The following is a 13,744-nucleotide window of genomic DNA, read 5'->3' on the forward strand; positions in this document are numbered from 1 at the left end:
TTGTAGAAGCTTTTGGAAGGAAAATATGCTTTTTGAAAATAAAACCGAAGGATGAACCAAGACTTTGTTTGAATTCAAAAAAACCGTGGCCAATAAACAGAACCTTTGTCTAAATTGTTGAATGATCTAAATGACAAACCAATTGAAAACCTATCCATTGAAAGACTGGGGGCATGATATTCAAAACCCCTTGATCATTGCAGGTCCCTGTAGTGTTGAAACTGCCGAACAGCTTGACAAAACCGTCGAGGGATTGGCCAAGCAAGGTGTCAAAATCATACGGGCGGGTGTGTGGAAACCAAGAACGCGCCCCAATACCTTTGAGGGTGTGGGTAGCATTGCATTTCCTTGGATCCAAGAAGCAAAGGAAAAATACAAGGTTAAATTTGCCGTTGAGGTCGCTTCCCCGGCGCATGTAGAGGAGGCCTTGAAAAACAACATTGACCTTTTGTGGATCGGGGCGAGATCCACGGCAAATCCATTTACGGTCCAAGACATTGCCGACAGTTTGAAGGGTGTGGATATACCTGTGCTGATCAAGAACCCCATCAATCCTGACCTTGCCCTTTGGATCGGGGCATTGGAAAGAATCCATCAAGCGGGAATCACAAAAATAGGGGCCATTCACCGTGGCTTTTCCAATTTCAACGATACGCATTTCCGCAACAGCCCCATGTGGCAAATCCCCATTGAATTCAAAACGAGATTTCCCGATATTCCTTTGATCAATGATCCCAGTCACATCTGTGGAAAAAGAGCCTTGATTCCTCAAGTGGCACAAATGGCCTTGGATCTGAATTTTGATGGATTGATGATTGAATCCCATTTCCATCCTGACTCAGCCTGGTCGGATGCCGAGCAGCAGCTCAGGCCTGAGGATTTGGGCTTGCTTCTGGCAAGCCTTAAAACCAGGCAGGTCTTTGTGGATGATCTTGCATTTGCCTCCCAATTGCAATCCATTCGTGAACAAATCGATGATACGGACAGGGAAATTTTAGAACTCTTGAGCAGAAGGATGGGGCTGGTCGAAAAAGTGGGGGAGTACAAGAAAATAAACAATGTAGCCGTCTTCCAGATCGAACGTTGGAAAAAGGTTTTCCAGACCAGACCCGAATGGGCGACCGCACTCAATCTAAATCCTGAGTTTGTAAAAGAATTATATAAAATGATTCATACCGAATCCATCAAAAAACAGACAGAAGTTATGGAAAGACATCTTTCTTGAGGAGGAGTATTGGTTTCTTGTCAAAATATTATTTTGAAAATGGTTATCAAACTTAGCTTAATTTCTGATTAAGCAATTCTTTTGATTTTTATTGAAGAAAAATCAAATAAAATAGCTGAATTTTATTTGATTTTAAAATAACAGCCTTTAAATTTGACACATGTTATTCGCAGCCCCTTCATATTTTACATTTTATTACTTTTACTTTCGCCCCGCGGGACGAATCGGAGCTGGTTATTGAATGTATCTAATATAAACAATCATAAAACAGAAAGAGCCCGATTCGAAAGAGTCGGGTTTTTTTATTTCAAACCAAATACACCTATGAAAGATCACTTACAAACCAAAGACTGGGGATTAGGATTAAAAGGCCATGTCATCATCGCCGGTCCTTGCAGCGCAGAAACTCCTGAGCAGATTGAGAAAGTCTGCCTGGACATGAAAAAAGAAAACATGATTCCAGACATATTCAGGGCCGGAATTTGGAAACCAAGAACCCGTCCAGGAAGCTTTGAAGGTATTGGAGAAGAAGGATTGACCTGGATGGAAATCGTCCGAAATCATTTGAATATCCCAATCACCACAGAAGTTGGAAATGCTGCCCATGTGGAATTGGCTTTGAAACATAAAGTAGATGTGCTTTGGATTGGCGCAAGAACTACCGTTAATCCGTTTGCTGTTCAGGAAATTGCCGATGCCTTGAGAGGTGTGGATATCCCGGTAATGGTGAAAAACCCAATGAATCCGGATTTGCAGCTTTGGATTGGTGCTTTGGAAAGACTTCACGATGTGGGGATCCATAAGTTGGCCGCGATCCACAGAGGTTTTTCTGACTCTTACGACAAGAGGTTCAGAAACAAGCCAAACTGGTCCATGCCGATCCACTTGAAAAGAGAATGGAAAGGAATGGAAGTGATCAACGACCCAAGCCATATTGTAGGGAACAGAGAAGGTCTTTTGGAAACCGCCCAGCGTGCCATCAATTTTGGATTGGATGGTTTGATGATCGAAACCCACCACGATCCAGACAATGCCTGGTCTGATGCCAAACAACAAGTTACACCAGCCCAGCTGAAGCAATTGCTTTCACAAATAGATTTCAAAGATACTTTGGGAAGTGAAAATCCAAGTGAAAGATTAAATGATCTTAGGGCCGCGGTAGATCACATGGACGATCAGCTGTTGGATCTTTTGCAGGAAAGATTCTCCATGATCGATCAGATCGGTGCGTACAAAAGAGAGCATCACCTGACCGTATTCCAAGCCGACAGATGGAAATTTGTGATGGAGTCAAGGACTGAAAAAGGGGTGTCAAAAAATCTCAGTGAGAAATTCATGAAGGAATTGCTCTATTGCATCCATGAAGAGTCCGTCAAAAGACAGGAGAAACAATTGAGAGAAGCCGCTGCAATCAAAAAATAATTCAGGTTCAGTGTCAAATGACCGATGTACAAAACATCGGTCATTTGATTTTTGGCTATAAATTAAATCCATTCTTATCTTTGCGCATAAACCAAAATACCACCTTGGAATCCATCCTATTTTCCAGTGCCATCGCCGAGGACCTACGGGTCTATTTGGGTCAACAACAATTTTCGCAGTTGGGAGTCATTACGGATTCCAATACCGCAATCGCCTGCTATCCCTTGATCAAAGAGATACTTCCGGAACAACACCGATTGTTTTCATTTCAGGCTGGCGAAGCAAACAAAAACCTAAATACTTGCATTGAAATCTGGAAGTGGATGACGGATTCGGGTTTTGATAGGAAAGCACTAATCCTCAACCTTGGAGGCGGAGTTACGGGTGATATGGGGGGATTTTGTGCGAGTACCTACAAGCGTGGCATCAGATTCATCAATATACCCACCACCTTGCTTTCTCAAGTGGATGCCAGTGTAGGGGGAAAATTGGGAATAGATTTCAATGGTTTCAAAAACCATATCGGAGTATTCAACAATCCCGAAGCAGTCATTATTTCCGATCAATTCCTCAAAACCCTTCCTGCAGAGGAGCTTCGGTCCGGTTATGCTGAAGTGATCAAACATGGGCTTATTGCCGACCCCAATTATTTCCATGATCTTAAGTTCGAAGATTGGGGACAACAGGATTGGAAAACCATCATTGAAAAATCCATTTCGATCAAGAAAGAAGTGGTCGAAAAAGACCCCAAGGAGTCTGGACTCAGAAAAATCCTGAATTTTGGTCATACCATTGGACATGCATTCGAGTCCTTTTATTTGGATTCAGACAAGCATTTGCTCCATGGAGAGGCCATCGCTGTGGGAATGATTTGTGAGGCTTATTTGTCTCAAACCCGAATGGGAATGGAAGCAGCCGACCTGGATCTGATCAGCGAATCTTTGCTGCGTGTTTTCGGAAAAATAGAATTTCCAGATGCTGATGTTCCCAATATCATTGCATTGTGTAGCCAAGACAAAAAAAATGAGGGAGAAACGATTAATTTTTCTTTGTTGAAAAAAATCGGGGAATGTGATTATAACATTGCCGTGTCTGAATCCGAAATACAAGACGCCATTTTATTCTACAAAGAGGTGAAACATGAATAGTCAATTCAGGAAGAAGATTTTTCGCTTGAATTTTGATTAATATTCTCCTCCATAAAATCATATTTATTTTCCCCCTTACTGGGAAATCATCCAATTGAAAAGCATCCATAAAATGAAAAATATACGTCACGAAAAAAAATCCACTTTTTCACCGACAAGAATTCCTTTGCCTTCTTCCAAAAGCGAAAGCAACCGAGTATTGGTGATCGATGCTTTGACAGAGGGGGAGAACACCATCAGCAACTTGGCTGAAGCCAGGGATACGCAAACCATGATTCGGCTTTTGACCAAAAACCCGCCGGTATTTGATGTGTTGGATGCTGGGACGACCATGCGTTTTTTGACAGCCTATGCGGTGATCACCAATCAGTACAAAATCATCACCGGAACCCCAAGAATGTGCGAAAGGCCCATTGGAATCTTGGTGGATGCCTTGCGGGACACTGGTGCTGAGATTCATTACATGGCCGCAGAGGGATTTCCACCCTTGGCGGTCCACGGATTGGCGGAACAAAAAACTGAAAAAATAAGCATCCGGGGAGATGTCAGCAGTCAGTATATATCGGCGATGCTGATGATCGCCCCGATGTTGCCCAAAGGGCTTGAAATTGAATTGTTGGGAAAAATTGGATCCATTTCTTACATTCAAATGACACTTCAGCTGATGGCCCAATTTGGCGTGAAGCATGTCTGGGAAGAAAATGTGATCAAAGTTCCACATCAAACTTATAGCCCTACTCAGTTTTCCGTGGAAAGCGATTGGTCCGGAGCGAGTTACTGGTTTAGCCTTTTGGCTTGTGCAGATGAAGGAGAATTATTTCTCCAGGGTTTAAAAGAAGACAGTCTCCAAGGAGATTCCAAAATCGTCGAGATCATGGATCAATTGGGCGTGAAAAGCGAATTTCAAACCGGAGGCATCAAATTAACCAAACAAAAGGTCAAAGGATTAAAATCCTGGGATTTCACGAACTGCCCCGATCTCGCACAGACAGTTGCCGTGACTTGTGCCATCATTGGTCAAAAAGTCGATTTCACGGGATTGGAAAGCTTGAGGATCAAAGAAACCGATCGGATATTGGCGCTTCAGCAGGAGTTGGCAAAATTCAATGCCCAGTTGCTGGAAGGTGAAAATGGGGTATTCACCCTGATTCCATCCATCGAAATACCTGACGAAGTGACCATCAAAACCTATGATGACCACCGGATGGCGATGGCCTTTTTGCCCTTGGTCACCAAGACAAATCTCATCGTCGAAGACCCTGAGGTGGTGAATAAATCCTATCCAAGCTTTTGGAAACATGTTGCCTTGCTCTACAAATGAGGTATCCAAAATCTCCAACGAAGGAGTCTGGTCTAATTCCTCTGGGATAAAAATGCATTCAACCTCATCTTCGGCCACCAAGCTGTTTTAACATGAAAAGCTTTTACACCATCATCCTGCTGATTTTGTCCAATACATTTATGACCTTTGCTTGGTATGGTCATTTGAAATTCAAGGAATTGAAATGGTTTGAAAACTTGGGATTGATCTCGATCGTGATGATCAGTTGGGGGATTGCACTGTTTGAGTATTTCTTTCAGGTTCCTGCCAACAGGATGGTTTTCAATGAGAATGGAGGCCCTTTCTCTTTGGTAGAGTTGAAGGTTTTGCAGGAAGTGATCACTTTGATTGTATTTATGGTTTTCACTTTGTTGTTTTTCAAAAATGAAACCATCAAGCTGAACCATATTATCGGGTTTGGCTTTTTGATTTTGGCAGTTTACTTTATTTTCAAGAAATGAAAATCGCAATACAGGGAATCCCAGGCTCATTTCACCATCAAGTCGCATTGGACTACTTTGGTCCTGATGCTGAAATCGTCAGTTATCGGATTTTCGAAGAAGTGGCCAAAAGTGTTCGGCTCGGTAATGCCGATTTTGGGGTGATGGCCATCGAAAACTCCATCGCCGGAGCAATTCTGCCCAATTATGAGTTGATCGACAGGTACGAACTGTTTGTCAAAGACGAATACTATTTGCCGATCTCCCATAATCTGATGGCCTTGAAAGGGCAGAAAATCGAGGCACTCAGTGAAGTCAGGTCCCATCCAATGGCATTGCTGCAGTGCAAAAAATTTTTCAGCCAGTTTCCAAACATCAAAATGATGGATGATGTGGACACTGCTTCGGTTGCAAAAAGAATCGCTGAGGAGCAGTTGGCAGGTGTCGGGGCGATCGCAAGCAAAGCCGCCGCCGAAATCTACGGCCTCGAAATCCTGGCATCCGATATCCAAACGGTACAAAATAATTTTACCCGGTTCATCATTCTCCAAGATACCCGGAGCAAGTCCGATTTTACACCCAACAAGGCTTCCCTGAAAATCACGGTTAACAATGAAAAAGGGGTTTTGGCCAAATTACTCACCCTGATGAGTGAACGTGGTCTGGACTTGAGTAAAATCCAGTCTATCCCCGTGATGGAAAAGCCTTGGGAATATTCTTTTTTTATCGATACCCAATTTGAAGATTATGGGCAATACCAACAAGCCATTTCGGAAATCAACAAGAGATTTGGCGAGGTGACGGTCTTTGGGGAATATCTAAACAGAAAATAATGAAGGGGTTTTCAACAAGGCTGGAACAAGTTCAGGAATATTATTTTTCCCAAAAACTCAAAGAGGTCAACCAACTGATCGCAGAAGGCAGGCCCGTCATCAACATGGGTATCGGGAGCCCGGACTTGCCCCCACATCCCAATGTGATTGCCGCTTTGACAGCCGCCGCTTCAAAACCGCAGGCCCATGGCTACCAAAGTTACCAGGGCAATCCCGAGCTTAGAAAAGCCATTGCCGATTTTTACTTGCGACATTATCAGGTAAACTTGTCTCCGGAAAGCGAAATTCTCCCCTTAATGGGCTCCAAGGAGGGTATTATGCATCTATCCATGGCGTTTTTGGATGAAGGAGATGAGGTATTGATCCCAAATCCTGGTTATCCCACCTATACTTCGGTGACCAAAATGCTGAAAGTAAACCCCATTTATTACGATCTGCTTCCGGGAAATCAATGGCAACCGGATTTTAAGGCTTTGGGTGAATTGGATCTGAAGAAAGTGAAGATCATGTGGGTAAACTACCCCCATATGCCGACAGGTGCAAAAGCAAGCCTGTCACTTTTCGAAAAGCTGATTGCCTTTGGGAAGGAAAATGATATTATCATCGCGCATGACAATCCCTACAGTTTTATCCTAGAGGAAAATCCCTTGAGTATTTTCAATGTTGGGGGAGCCATGGAAATCGCAGTGGAACTGAATTCACTCAGTAAAACCGCCAATATGCCAGGATGGCGAGTTGGAATGGTTTTAGGAAAAAAAGAGTGGATTCAAGCCATATTGAGGGTGAAAAGCAATATGGATTCCGGGATGTTTCTGGGAATTCAACAAGGTGCCATTGCCGCTTTGGAATTGGACAAATCGTGGTTTGTGGGATTGAATAATATCTATGCAGAAAGAAGAGCATTGATTTGGGAATTGGCAGAACGCTTGGACTTGCAAGTGGACCGAGATACCGTCGGATTGTTTGTATGGGCAAAAGCTCCCGCTGGAATAGAAGTGGGCAATTTGGTGGATACCTTGCTTTATGACAAGAACATATTTGTCACCCCCGGAAAAATCTTTGGCAGCAATGGGGAAGACTATGTCCGTTTTTCCCTTTGTGTGCCGATAGAAAAAATCAAGGAAGCCTTGTCAAGAGTTTAAACCATTGATAAATAGCATTACATCGTATTATCGAAATCTGTTTTTAACATTTAGTAAAGTCTGAGGGATCAGCATAAAAGAAAATGAAAAAGATACACATTATCGGATTGGGTTTATTGGGCGGATCTTTCGCCTTGGCACTCAAAAAAGTGAAGCCGGAAATTACGTTCACCGGATATGATTCCAATATTGACAATCAAAATGATGCCAAGGTATTGGGGATTGTTGAGGAAATCAAAGAAAATCCAGACGCCGATACGGATGTGATCATTTTGGCCGTTCCGGCCAATGCCATTTCTGAAATCCTGATCAAAACACTTGATTCCATTGGTCCAGATACGTTGGTGATTGATTTCGGTTCTACCAAAGAAGCACTTTGCAATGCCGTCGCAGACCATCCCAAAAGAGAACAATACCTCGCCGGTCATCCGATCGCAGGAACTGAATATTCAGGACCAAAAGCAGCCAAAGAAGATCTTTTGGACAAAAAAGTTTTCATCATCTGTGAAATGGACAAAACCAATATCCATCTCAAAGGCATGGCCTATGAAATATTGGAGGCCCTCAACATGAAGTTGCGCTTCATGAATCCGGATGAGCATGACAAACATTTGGCATTTGTCTCGCACTTGTCTCACATTTCTTCCTTTATGCTGGGCAAAACAGTTTTGGATAAAATGGAAGATGAGAAAAACATATTTGACATGGCAGGAAGTGGTTTTGCTTCCACGGTAAGACTGGCCAAAAGTTCTCCGGCGATGTGGGCTCCGATTATGGAGGAAAACAAAAAGAACATCTTGGAAGCCATGAGCCTGTATATTTCCAATCTTTCAAAATTCAGGGACAAAATCATCGCAGACGATTATGAGGGATTGTATCAGGAAATGCTCAAGATCAACAAGATCGGTGATATTTTGAATTTGGAGAAATAAAAATACGCCTCCAAAGATTGTGTCCACAGCAGTTTGGCCTGGGTTTTGACAATTTAGTTTTTGACCTTAAAAACGAGATCATGAAAAAAATACTCTTTATTCTTCCTGTTTTCCTGTTTGCTCTCACAGCAATGGCGCAGGAAACCCCACTTATCGAAGTGGAAGGCAAAAGCGAAATCAGCGTAATGCCAGACCAAGCCATTATCCATGTCAATTTGATGGAGAAAGCGATGAATGTCAAGGATGTGACGAATGCGCTCAACAAAAAGACCAAATCCATCAAAGATGCGATGGAGAAGACAGGGATTAAGGATTACGAATTTACAGTGGACAATTACTATGTAAATGTCAATCGGATCTACACCAAAGGTACAAGCAGGGACAGCGGCTATGTGGCCACACAAAATGTGAAAATCGTAGTCAAAAGTATTGACAAGGATATGGTGAAAGTGGTGGAAACCCTTCACCAAACAGCCAATATGGGATTCAATGTTTCTTTTACTATTTCAGAGGTACAAAAAAAGACTTACGAAAAACAGCTTTTGGAATTGGCCATTGCCGATGCAAAAAGCAAAGCAGAGACTATTGCAGCTTCTCTTGGAATAGACAAAATCAATGTCCAGAAAGTGAATTATACCTCAGGTCAAAATATTTTCCAGCCCATCATGATGCGATCCGAATCCATGATGATGAAATCAGCCGATGCGTATGAAGAGCCGGTTTTCAGTCCGGAATCCCAGAAGTTAACAGACAGGATCTTGGTAGCATTTTCGTTTGTCATCAAGCCATAGGAATTCGGTATTGAATTTTCAAGCTTGCCACTGTTCTTGGGTTTTTCCCGAAGAACAGTGGCTTTTTTTGTTTTAACCCATGTTAAGCATTCACCATTCTATTCCAGCCTGAAATTTATTGATCGGCAGTTTTTGATCACTTTTTTTGACCTTACCATTTCGGTGATGTGTCCTATTCCAAATAATCTGATTTCCTTGTAGTTTAAACTCTTACTTGTAAACCGAGTGCAAATTTCGGGCTGAAGCAATTCCATTGCTTCTTGGATCCTTTCATCAAAGTCTGTTTTTTAATTCCATATAAACCGTTAACTTTTGGTAAACTTGATTTGTCAGCACCCATTTATTTCTTCCCATGAGAAAAACATATTCTATTCTTAGTGTTGTATTGTTTTTTGGAGGGATCCTCTCATTGAGCGCCCAAAGCCAACAGAACCTGGATTTGGAAAGTATCACTGAAAAGCATTTCCTGAAAGGGATTACGATGCTCAATGAGCTGGTTTCCATTCCCAATGATTCCAACTTTCCAGCACAATTGGAGCCCAATATCCAATGGTGTGAGGAGAACTTTTTGGAAAGAGGTTGGTCATCCAAACGCCTGACGACGGACGGTTTTCCACTGTTGTTGGTCGAAAAGAAATTCGTGAATGCCTCCAAAACAGTCTTGTTCTATTTCCATGTGGATGGGCAACCCGTAGATCGAGAAAAATGGGATCAGCCAGACCCTTACATGCCGGTACTGAAGAAAATGAATGATGCAGGCGATTGGGAAATCATTCCGATGGAAACCCTTGAGAAGGGATATGATGCCGATTGGAGGATTTTTGCACGCTCGAGTTCGGATGACAAAGGGCCATTGGTCATGTTCCTGACCGCCTGGGATGCGATGTTGGAAAATGGAAAGACTCCGGATTTCAATGTCAAGATTATTTTGGATTTCGAGGAAGAAATCGGATCACCTCAGTTGCCCAAAGCTGTTTTGGATTACCAAGAGGAATTGCAAGCAGACATGATGCTGATCTTGGATGGGCCAAGGCACCTGAGCAATGAACCGACCTTGAGCTTTGGCGCAAGGGGGATTTCTGAAATCACCTTGACGGTTTTTGGTCCCAAAGCGGCCCAGCACAGCGGGCATTATGGCAACTATGCACCAAATCCTGCCTTGAGATTGTCTCAATTGTTGGCTTCCATGAAGGATGATGCAGGAAGAGTGACCATCCCCGGGTTTTATGAAGGCATCAATCTGACCGCAGAAGAAAAATCGATTTTGGATTTGGTTCCGGATGATGAGCATGAAATCAAAAAAAAGCTGGGGATCAGTGAAAGCGATAAAGTTGGGAATTCCTACCAGGAATCCATTCAATATCCTTCGTTGAATATCAGGGGGATGTCATCCGGATATGTCGGCAGTGAGGCAAGGACCATTGTTCCAGCGGAAGCAACTGCTGAAATTGATGTGCGCTTGGTTCCCGAGTGCAATCCTGACCGTTTGTTTTCCTTGATTAAAAAGCATATTGAAGAGCAGGGATATCTTATTTTGGACAGAGATCCTACCACCGAGGAGAGGATGAAATATCCAAAAATCGTGAAATGGAAGGGTGCTATTTCTTACCAAGCTTTTCGAACCCCCTTTGATTCCGAGCCGGGGATTTGGTTGGAGAAAGCCTATTTTCGTGCTTTTGGAAAAGAACCCATCAAAATCAGAATGGGTGGCGGTTCCATTCCAATCTCCCCTTTTGTGGATGCTTTGGGAATCCCGGCCGTAACCGTGGTTACCGTAAATTCAGACAACAACCAACACAGCCCCAATGAAAATATCCGATTGGGGAATTTCAAAGAGGGAATCAAAACCATCTTGGCAATTCTGACTGAGGAGCTTTGATGCTGGAGTCGAAAAAAAGAGGAGCTTCTGGACTCCATATTTAGGATGAATAAATCAAACCGATGAAACGATCTCTTGTCTTTTTTATGAGCTTATCGCTTGTCTTCGCAGCTTCCGCCCAGGATTCCTCAAAGGAAATCCTGCTTACGGTCATGAGTTACAATATCTATCACGGAGAATCTGCCTATTCTCCCGGAAATAGCAATATCCAAAAGATTGCGGCATTGATCAATGCCGTAAATCCGGATTTCGTAGCGCTTCAGGAAGTGGATAGCATGACCAACAGGACCATGGGATTCAATGCCGGGATCAAAAAGGACCTTATGAAGGAGTTGGGCGAATTGACAGGAATGTCTGCTTATTTTGCCAAAGCGATTGATTTCAGCGATGGAGGATATGGCGAAGGTCTGCTCAGTATGTTCCCGGCTGTCTTTGAATCCCATGCGCTGCCTTCACCCAAAGGAGGAGAGGGGAGAAGCTTAGCCTTGGCACATGTGGAATTGCCGGGTGGACAAAAAATCAGTTTTGCCGGAACCCATCTTTGTCATGAGTTTGAGGAAAACCGCGCGGCACAAACTTTGGCGATCGGGGAATTGCTCGGAAATCTTCCTCATCCCAGTATTTTGGCTGGAGATTTGAATTTCAATCCTTCCGAAAAACCTTATTCTATTCTTTCAGATCAATTTCTCGATGCTGCAGAGAAATTTGGAAATCCATCCGCAACCTATTCCTCTCAAGATCCAAAGGATAGGATTGACTATGTCTGGCTTTCGAAAAACAGCAGATGGGAAATTGTGGAGGTAAGGGTAATCCCAGTGGACTATTCCGACCATTTTCCAATTGTGGTGGTTGTAAAACTTATTCTGTAATTCTACTCCTTGAAAGGGTATAATGAAATCTCAAAACTCTCTATTTGTGCTAAATAAATACTTACCTGAAATAGGCATTAGATTTCCTATTGGGGCTATAACTGAAAGAAAATCAGACTATTGAGAGAATAAGGTCAATTACCAATATGGTGAAGTCAAAAACAATAATCAACCAACTGATTATGAAGCATTTTGAGGCTAGAATTGAATTGGTAATGCATAAAATGGATTTAATACAATTTAATTTTCATCAATTGTAATATTTTACATTGGCGTCTGAATTTTTGGTTCAATTGGATAAATTCGTAATTCAGTTGCATTAAATTTCTCCAAAACCATTTTCACCGATATAGAATTGCCCAATCCTGCATTTTTTTTCTCAACGGTCTCTCTTCAATTTCCTAAACCCTTATCTTTAAACTATTCTCTACCCAAAACCAAGCAGCCCCTATGAAATCAAGAAACTTACACATTTTCATTTTTTGTTGTTTTTTATTGGTTTTATCGCAGTGCCAACAAAAAGAGCAGGAAGTCCAAGCGGATCCTATGGCCGAGATGATCGAGAAAAATCTTGCCTTGGCGACAGAACAATACAAATACATGGCCACTCGGTTGCCCGCAGACCGAATGCCTAAAACCTACTATTCCGAAAAGGACTCCATGGAAACCTCCAACACAGGATGGTGGACTTCTGGTTTTTATCCAGGTACATTACTTTATCTGTATGAGCAAACTGCTGATCAAGAGCTCTTGGATTTGGCAAGTCAAAAATTGGCCATTCTTGAAAAAGAGCAATTCAACACAGGTACCCATGATTTGGGATTTATGTTGTTTTGTAGTTTTGGAAATGCCAACAGGCTAAACGAAAACGAGGCGTATAAAAAGATCATGCTTCAAGGGGCGGAATCCCTTTCCACCAGATTCAAACCAGAGGTCGGATTGATCCAGTCATGGGGAAGTGGAAAATGGAAATACCCGGTGATCATTGACAACATGATGAATCTGGAATTTCTTTTTTGGGCAGCAAAGGAATCCGGGAATGAAAAATTCAAGGAAATCGCCATCACCCATGCTGACAATACCCTCAAAAATCATTTTAGGGAAGACAACAGTTCTGTCCATGTGATCGATTATGATCCCGAGACTGGAGAAGTGATTGCCAGAAATACAGCGCAGGGTTTTGCCGATGAATCCGCATGGGCAAGGGGTCAGGCTTGGGGTTTATATGGCTATACGGTCATGTTTCGAGAAACTATGGACCCGAAATATTTGGATCAGGCGGTGAAAATCGCTGAGTTTACCTTGAACCACCCCAAACTTCCAGCTGATTTGATTCCCATTTGGGATTATGATGTTGAAGCGGATGAAAATACCTTAAGAGATGCCTCCGCAGCTGCCATCAACGCTTCCGCTTTGTTGGAGCTGAGCAAATATGTAGAGGAAAATCAATCTGAAAAGTATTTGAACGCAGCCAAAACCATCCTGCAAAATCTTTCATCGGAGACCTATTTGGCAAAAAAGGATGAAAATGGAGGTTTTATCCTAAAGCATTCCGTTGGCCATTTTCCAGCAGGGACAGAAGTCGATACTCCCCTGACCTATGCGGATTATTATTTTATCGAGGCTTTGGTCAGGTATAAAAATTGGTTCCTTTAAAATCAAACACTATGAAAAAATATATCGGTATTGTCTGTCTTTCTCTGGGGATTTTTGCTTGTTCCCCCAGTAATCTCAAACAACAA

12 protein-coding genes are annotated in these 13,744 nt (G+C 42.6%); all 12 read left to right on the forward strand.

All coding sequences use genetic code 11. From position 1 onward, the window contains the following. Nucleotides 1-130 precede the first annotated feature (130 nt). Nucleotides 131-1,225 (forward strand): bifunctional 3-deoxy-7-phosphoheptulonate synthase/chorismate mutase type II, encoded by a 1,095-nt coding sequence (locus tag Q7J63_RS18965; protein WP_304888480.1) that lies wholly within the window; start codon nucleotides 131-133, stop codon nucleotides 1,223-1,225. A gap of 324 nt (nucleotides 1,226-1,549) precedes the next feature. Further along, nucleotides 1,550-2,647 (forward strand): chorismate mutase, encoded by a 1,098-nt coding sequence (locus Q7J63_RS18970; RefSeq protein ID WP_019599282.1) that lies wholly within the window; start codon nucleotides 1,550-1,552, stop codon nucleotides 2,645-2,647. Between the two features lie 104 nt (nucleotides 2,648-2,751). Then, complete coding sequence (aroB, locus tag Q7J63_RS18975; RefSeq protein WP_304888502.1) at nucleotides 2,752-3,795, forward strand: 3-dehydroquinate synthase; 1,044 nt, start codon at nucleotides 2,752-2,754, stop codon at nucleotides 3,793-3,795. A gap of 112 nt (nucleotides 3,796-3,907) precedes the next feature. Next, nucleotides 3,908-5,116: a 3-phosphoshikimate 1-carboxyvinyltransferase gene (locus tag Q7J63_RS18980; RefSeq protein ID WP_304888483.1), complete on the forward strand. Its 1,209-nt coding sequence runs from the start codon at nucleotides 3,908-3,910 to the stop codon at nucleotides 5,114-5,116. A gap of 92 nt (nucleotides 5,117-5,208) precedes the next feature. Further along, nucleotides 5,209-5,577, forward strand: coding sequence for a DMT family protein (locus tag Q7J63_RS18985; RefSeq protein ID WP_304888485.1), 369 nt, complete (start codon nucleotides 5,209-5,211; stop codon nucleotides 5,575-5,577). Next, the gene (locus Q7J63_RS18990) at nucleotides 5,574-6,389 is read left to right on the forward strand and encodes a prephenate dehydratase (protein ID WP_304888487.1); all 816 of its coding nucleotides are present in this window, start codon (nucleotides 5,574-5,576) and stop codon (nucleotides 6,387-6,389) included. Before Q7J63_RS18985 ends, Q7J63_RS18990 begins: the two co-directional genes overlap by 4 nt. Continuing rightward, entirely contained in the window at nucleotides 6,389-7,531 is a 1,143-nt protein-coding gene (locus Q7J63_RS18995) for a pyridoxal phosphate-dependent aminotransferase (RefSeq protein WP_304888489.1), read from the forward strand. Before Q7J63_RS18990 ends, Q7J63_RS18995 begins: the two co-directional genes overlap by 1 nt. 83 nt (nucleotides 7,532-7,614) lie before the next feature. After that, nucleotides 7,615-8,463, forward strand: a complete 849-nt coding sequence (locus tag Q7J63_RS19000) for a prephenate dehydrogenase (RefSeq protein ID WP_304888491.1) — start codon at nucleotides 7,615-7,617, stop codon at nucleotides 8,461-8,463. A gap of 80 nt (nucleotides 8,464-8,543) precedes the next feature. Further along, a complete protein-coding gene (locus Q7J63_RS19005) occupies nucleotides 8,544-9,254 on the forward strand; it encodes an SIMPL domain-containing protein (RefSeq protein ID WP_304888493.1) in 711 nt (236 codons plus the stop codon). A 352-nt stretch (nucleotides 9,255-9,606) separates the two neighbouring features. Next, a complete protein-coding gene (locus Q7J63_RS19010) occupies nucleotides 9,607-11,133 on the forward strand; it encodes a M20/M25/M40 family metallo-hydrolase (RefSeq protein ID WP_304888495.1) in 1,527 nt (508 codons plus the stop codon). Nucleotides 11,134-11,195: 62 nt separating this feature from the next. Beyond that, entirely contained in the window at nucleotides 11,196-12,002 is an 807-nt protein-coding gene (locus tag Q7J63_RS19015; RefSeq protein ID WP_304888497.1) for an endonuclease/exonuclease/phosphatase family protein, read from the forward strand. A gap of 450 nt (nucleotides 12,003-12,452) precedes the next feature. Further along, nucleotides 12,453-13,658 (forward strand): glycoside hydrolase family 88 protein, encoded by a 1,206-nt coding sequence (locus tag Q7J63_RS19020; protein WP_304888498.1) that lies wholly within the window; start codon nucleotides 12,453-12,455, stop codon nucleotides 13,656-13,658. Nucleotides 13,659-13,744: the final 86 nt, after the last annotated feature.

The sequence above is a fragment of the Rhodonellum sp. genome (genome assembly GCF_030656585.1).
In the GTDB taxonomy this organism is placed as follows: domain Bacteria; phylum Bacteroidota; class Bacteroidia; order Cytophagales; family Cyclobacteriaceae; genus Rhodonellum; species Rhodonellum psychrophilum.

What these genes read in the sequence shown, in the direction of transcription:
- Q7J63_RS18965 (WP_304888480.1), top strand. Translation starts at nt 131, where the DNA reads ATGACAAACCAATTGAAAACCTATCCATTGAAAGACTGGGGGCATGAT.
- Q7J63_RS18970 (WP_019599282.1), top strand. Translation starts at nt 1,550, where the DNA reads ATGAAAGATCACTTACAAACCAAAGACTGGGGATTAGGATTAAAAGGC.
- Q7J63_RS18980 (WP_304888483.1), top strand. Translation starts at nt 3,908, where the DNA reads ATGAAAAATATACGTCACGAAAAAAAATCCACTTTTTCACCGACAAGA.
- Q7J63_RS18985 (WP_304888485.1), top strand. Translation starts at nt 5,209, where the DNA reads ATGAAAAGCTTTTACACCATCATCCTGCTGATTTTGTCCAATACATTT.
- Q7J63_RS18990 (WP_304888487.1), top strand. Translation starts at nt 5,574, where the DNA reads ATGAAAATCGCAATACAGGGAATCCCAGGCTCATTTCACCATCAAGTC.
- Q7J63_RS18995 (WP_304888489.1), top strand. Translation starts at nt 6,389, where the DNA reads ATGAAGGGGTTTTCAACAAGGCTGGAACAAGTTCAGGAATATTATTTT.
- Q7J63_RS19000 (WP_304888491.1), top strand. Translation starts at nt 7,615, where the DNA reads ATGAAAAAGATACACATTATCGGATTGGGTTTATTGGGCGGATCTTTC.
- Q7J63_RS19005 (WP_304888493.1), top strand. Translation starts at nt 8,544, where the DNA reads ATGAAAAAAATACTCTTTATTCTTCCTGTTTTCCTGTTTGCTCTCACA.
- Q7J63_RS19010 (WP_304888495.1), top strand. Translation starts at nt 9,607, where the DNA reads ATGAGAAAAACATATTCTATTCTTAGTGTTGTATTGTTTTTTGGAGGG.
- Q7J63_RS19015 (WP_304888497.1), top strand. Translation starts at nt 11,196, where the DNA reads ATGAAACGATCTCTTGTCTTTTTTATGAGCTTATCGCTTGTCTTCGCA.
- Q7J63_RS19020 (WP_304888498.1), top strand. Translation starts at nt 12,453, where the DNA reads ATGAAATCAAGAAACTTACACATTTTCATTTTTTGTTGTTTTTTATTG.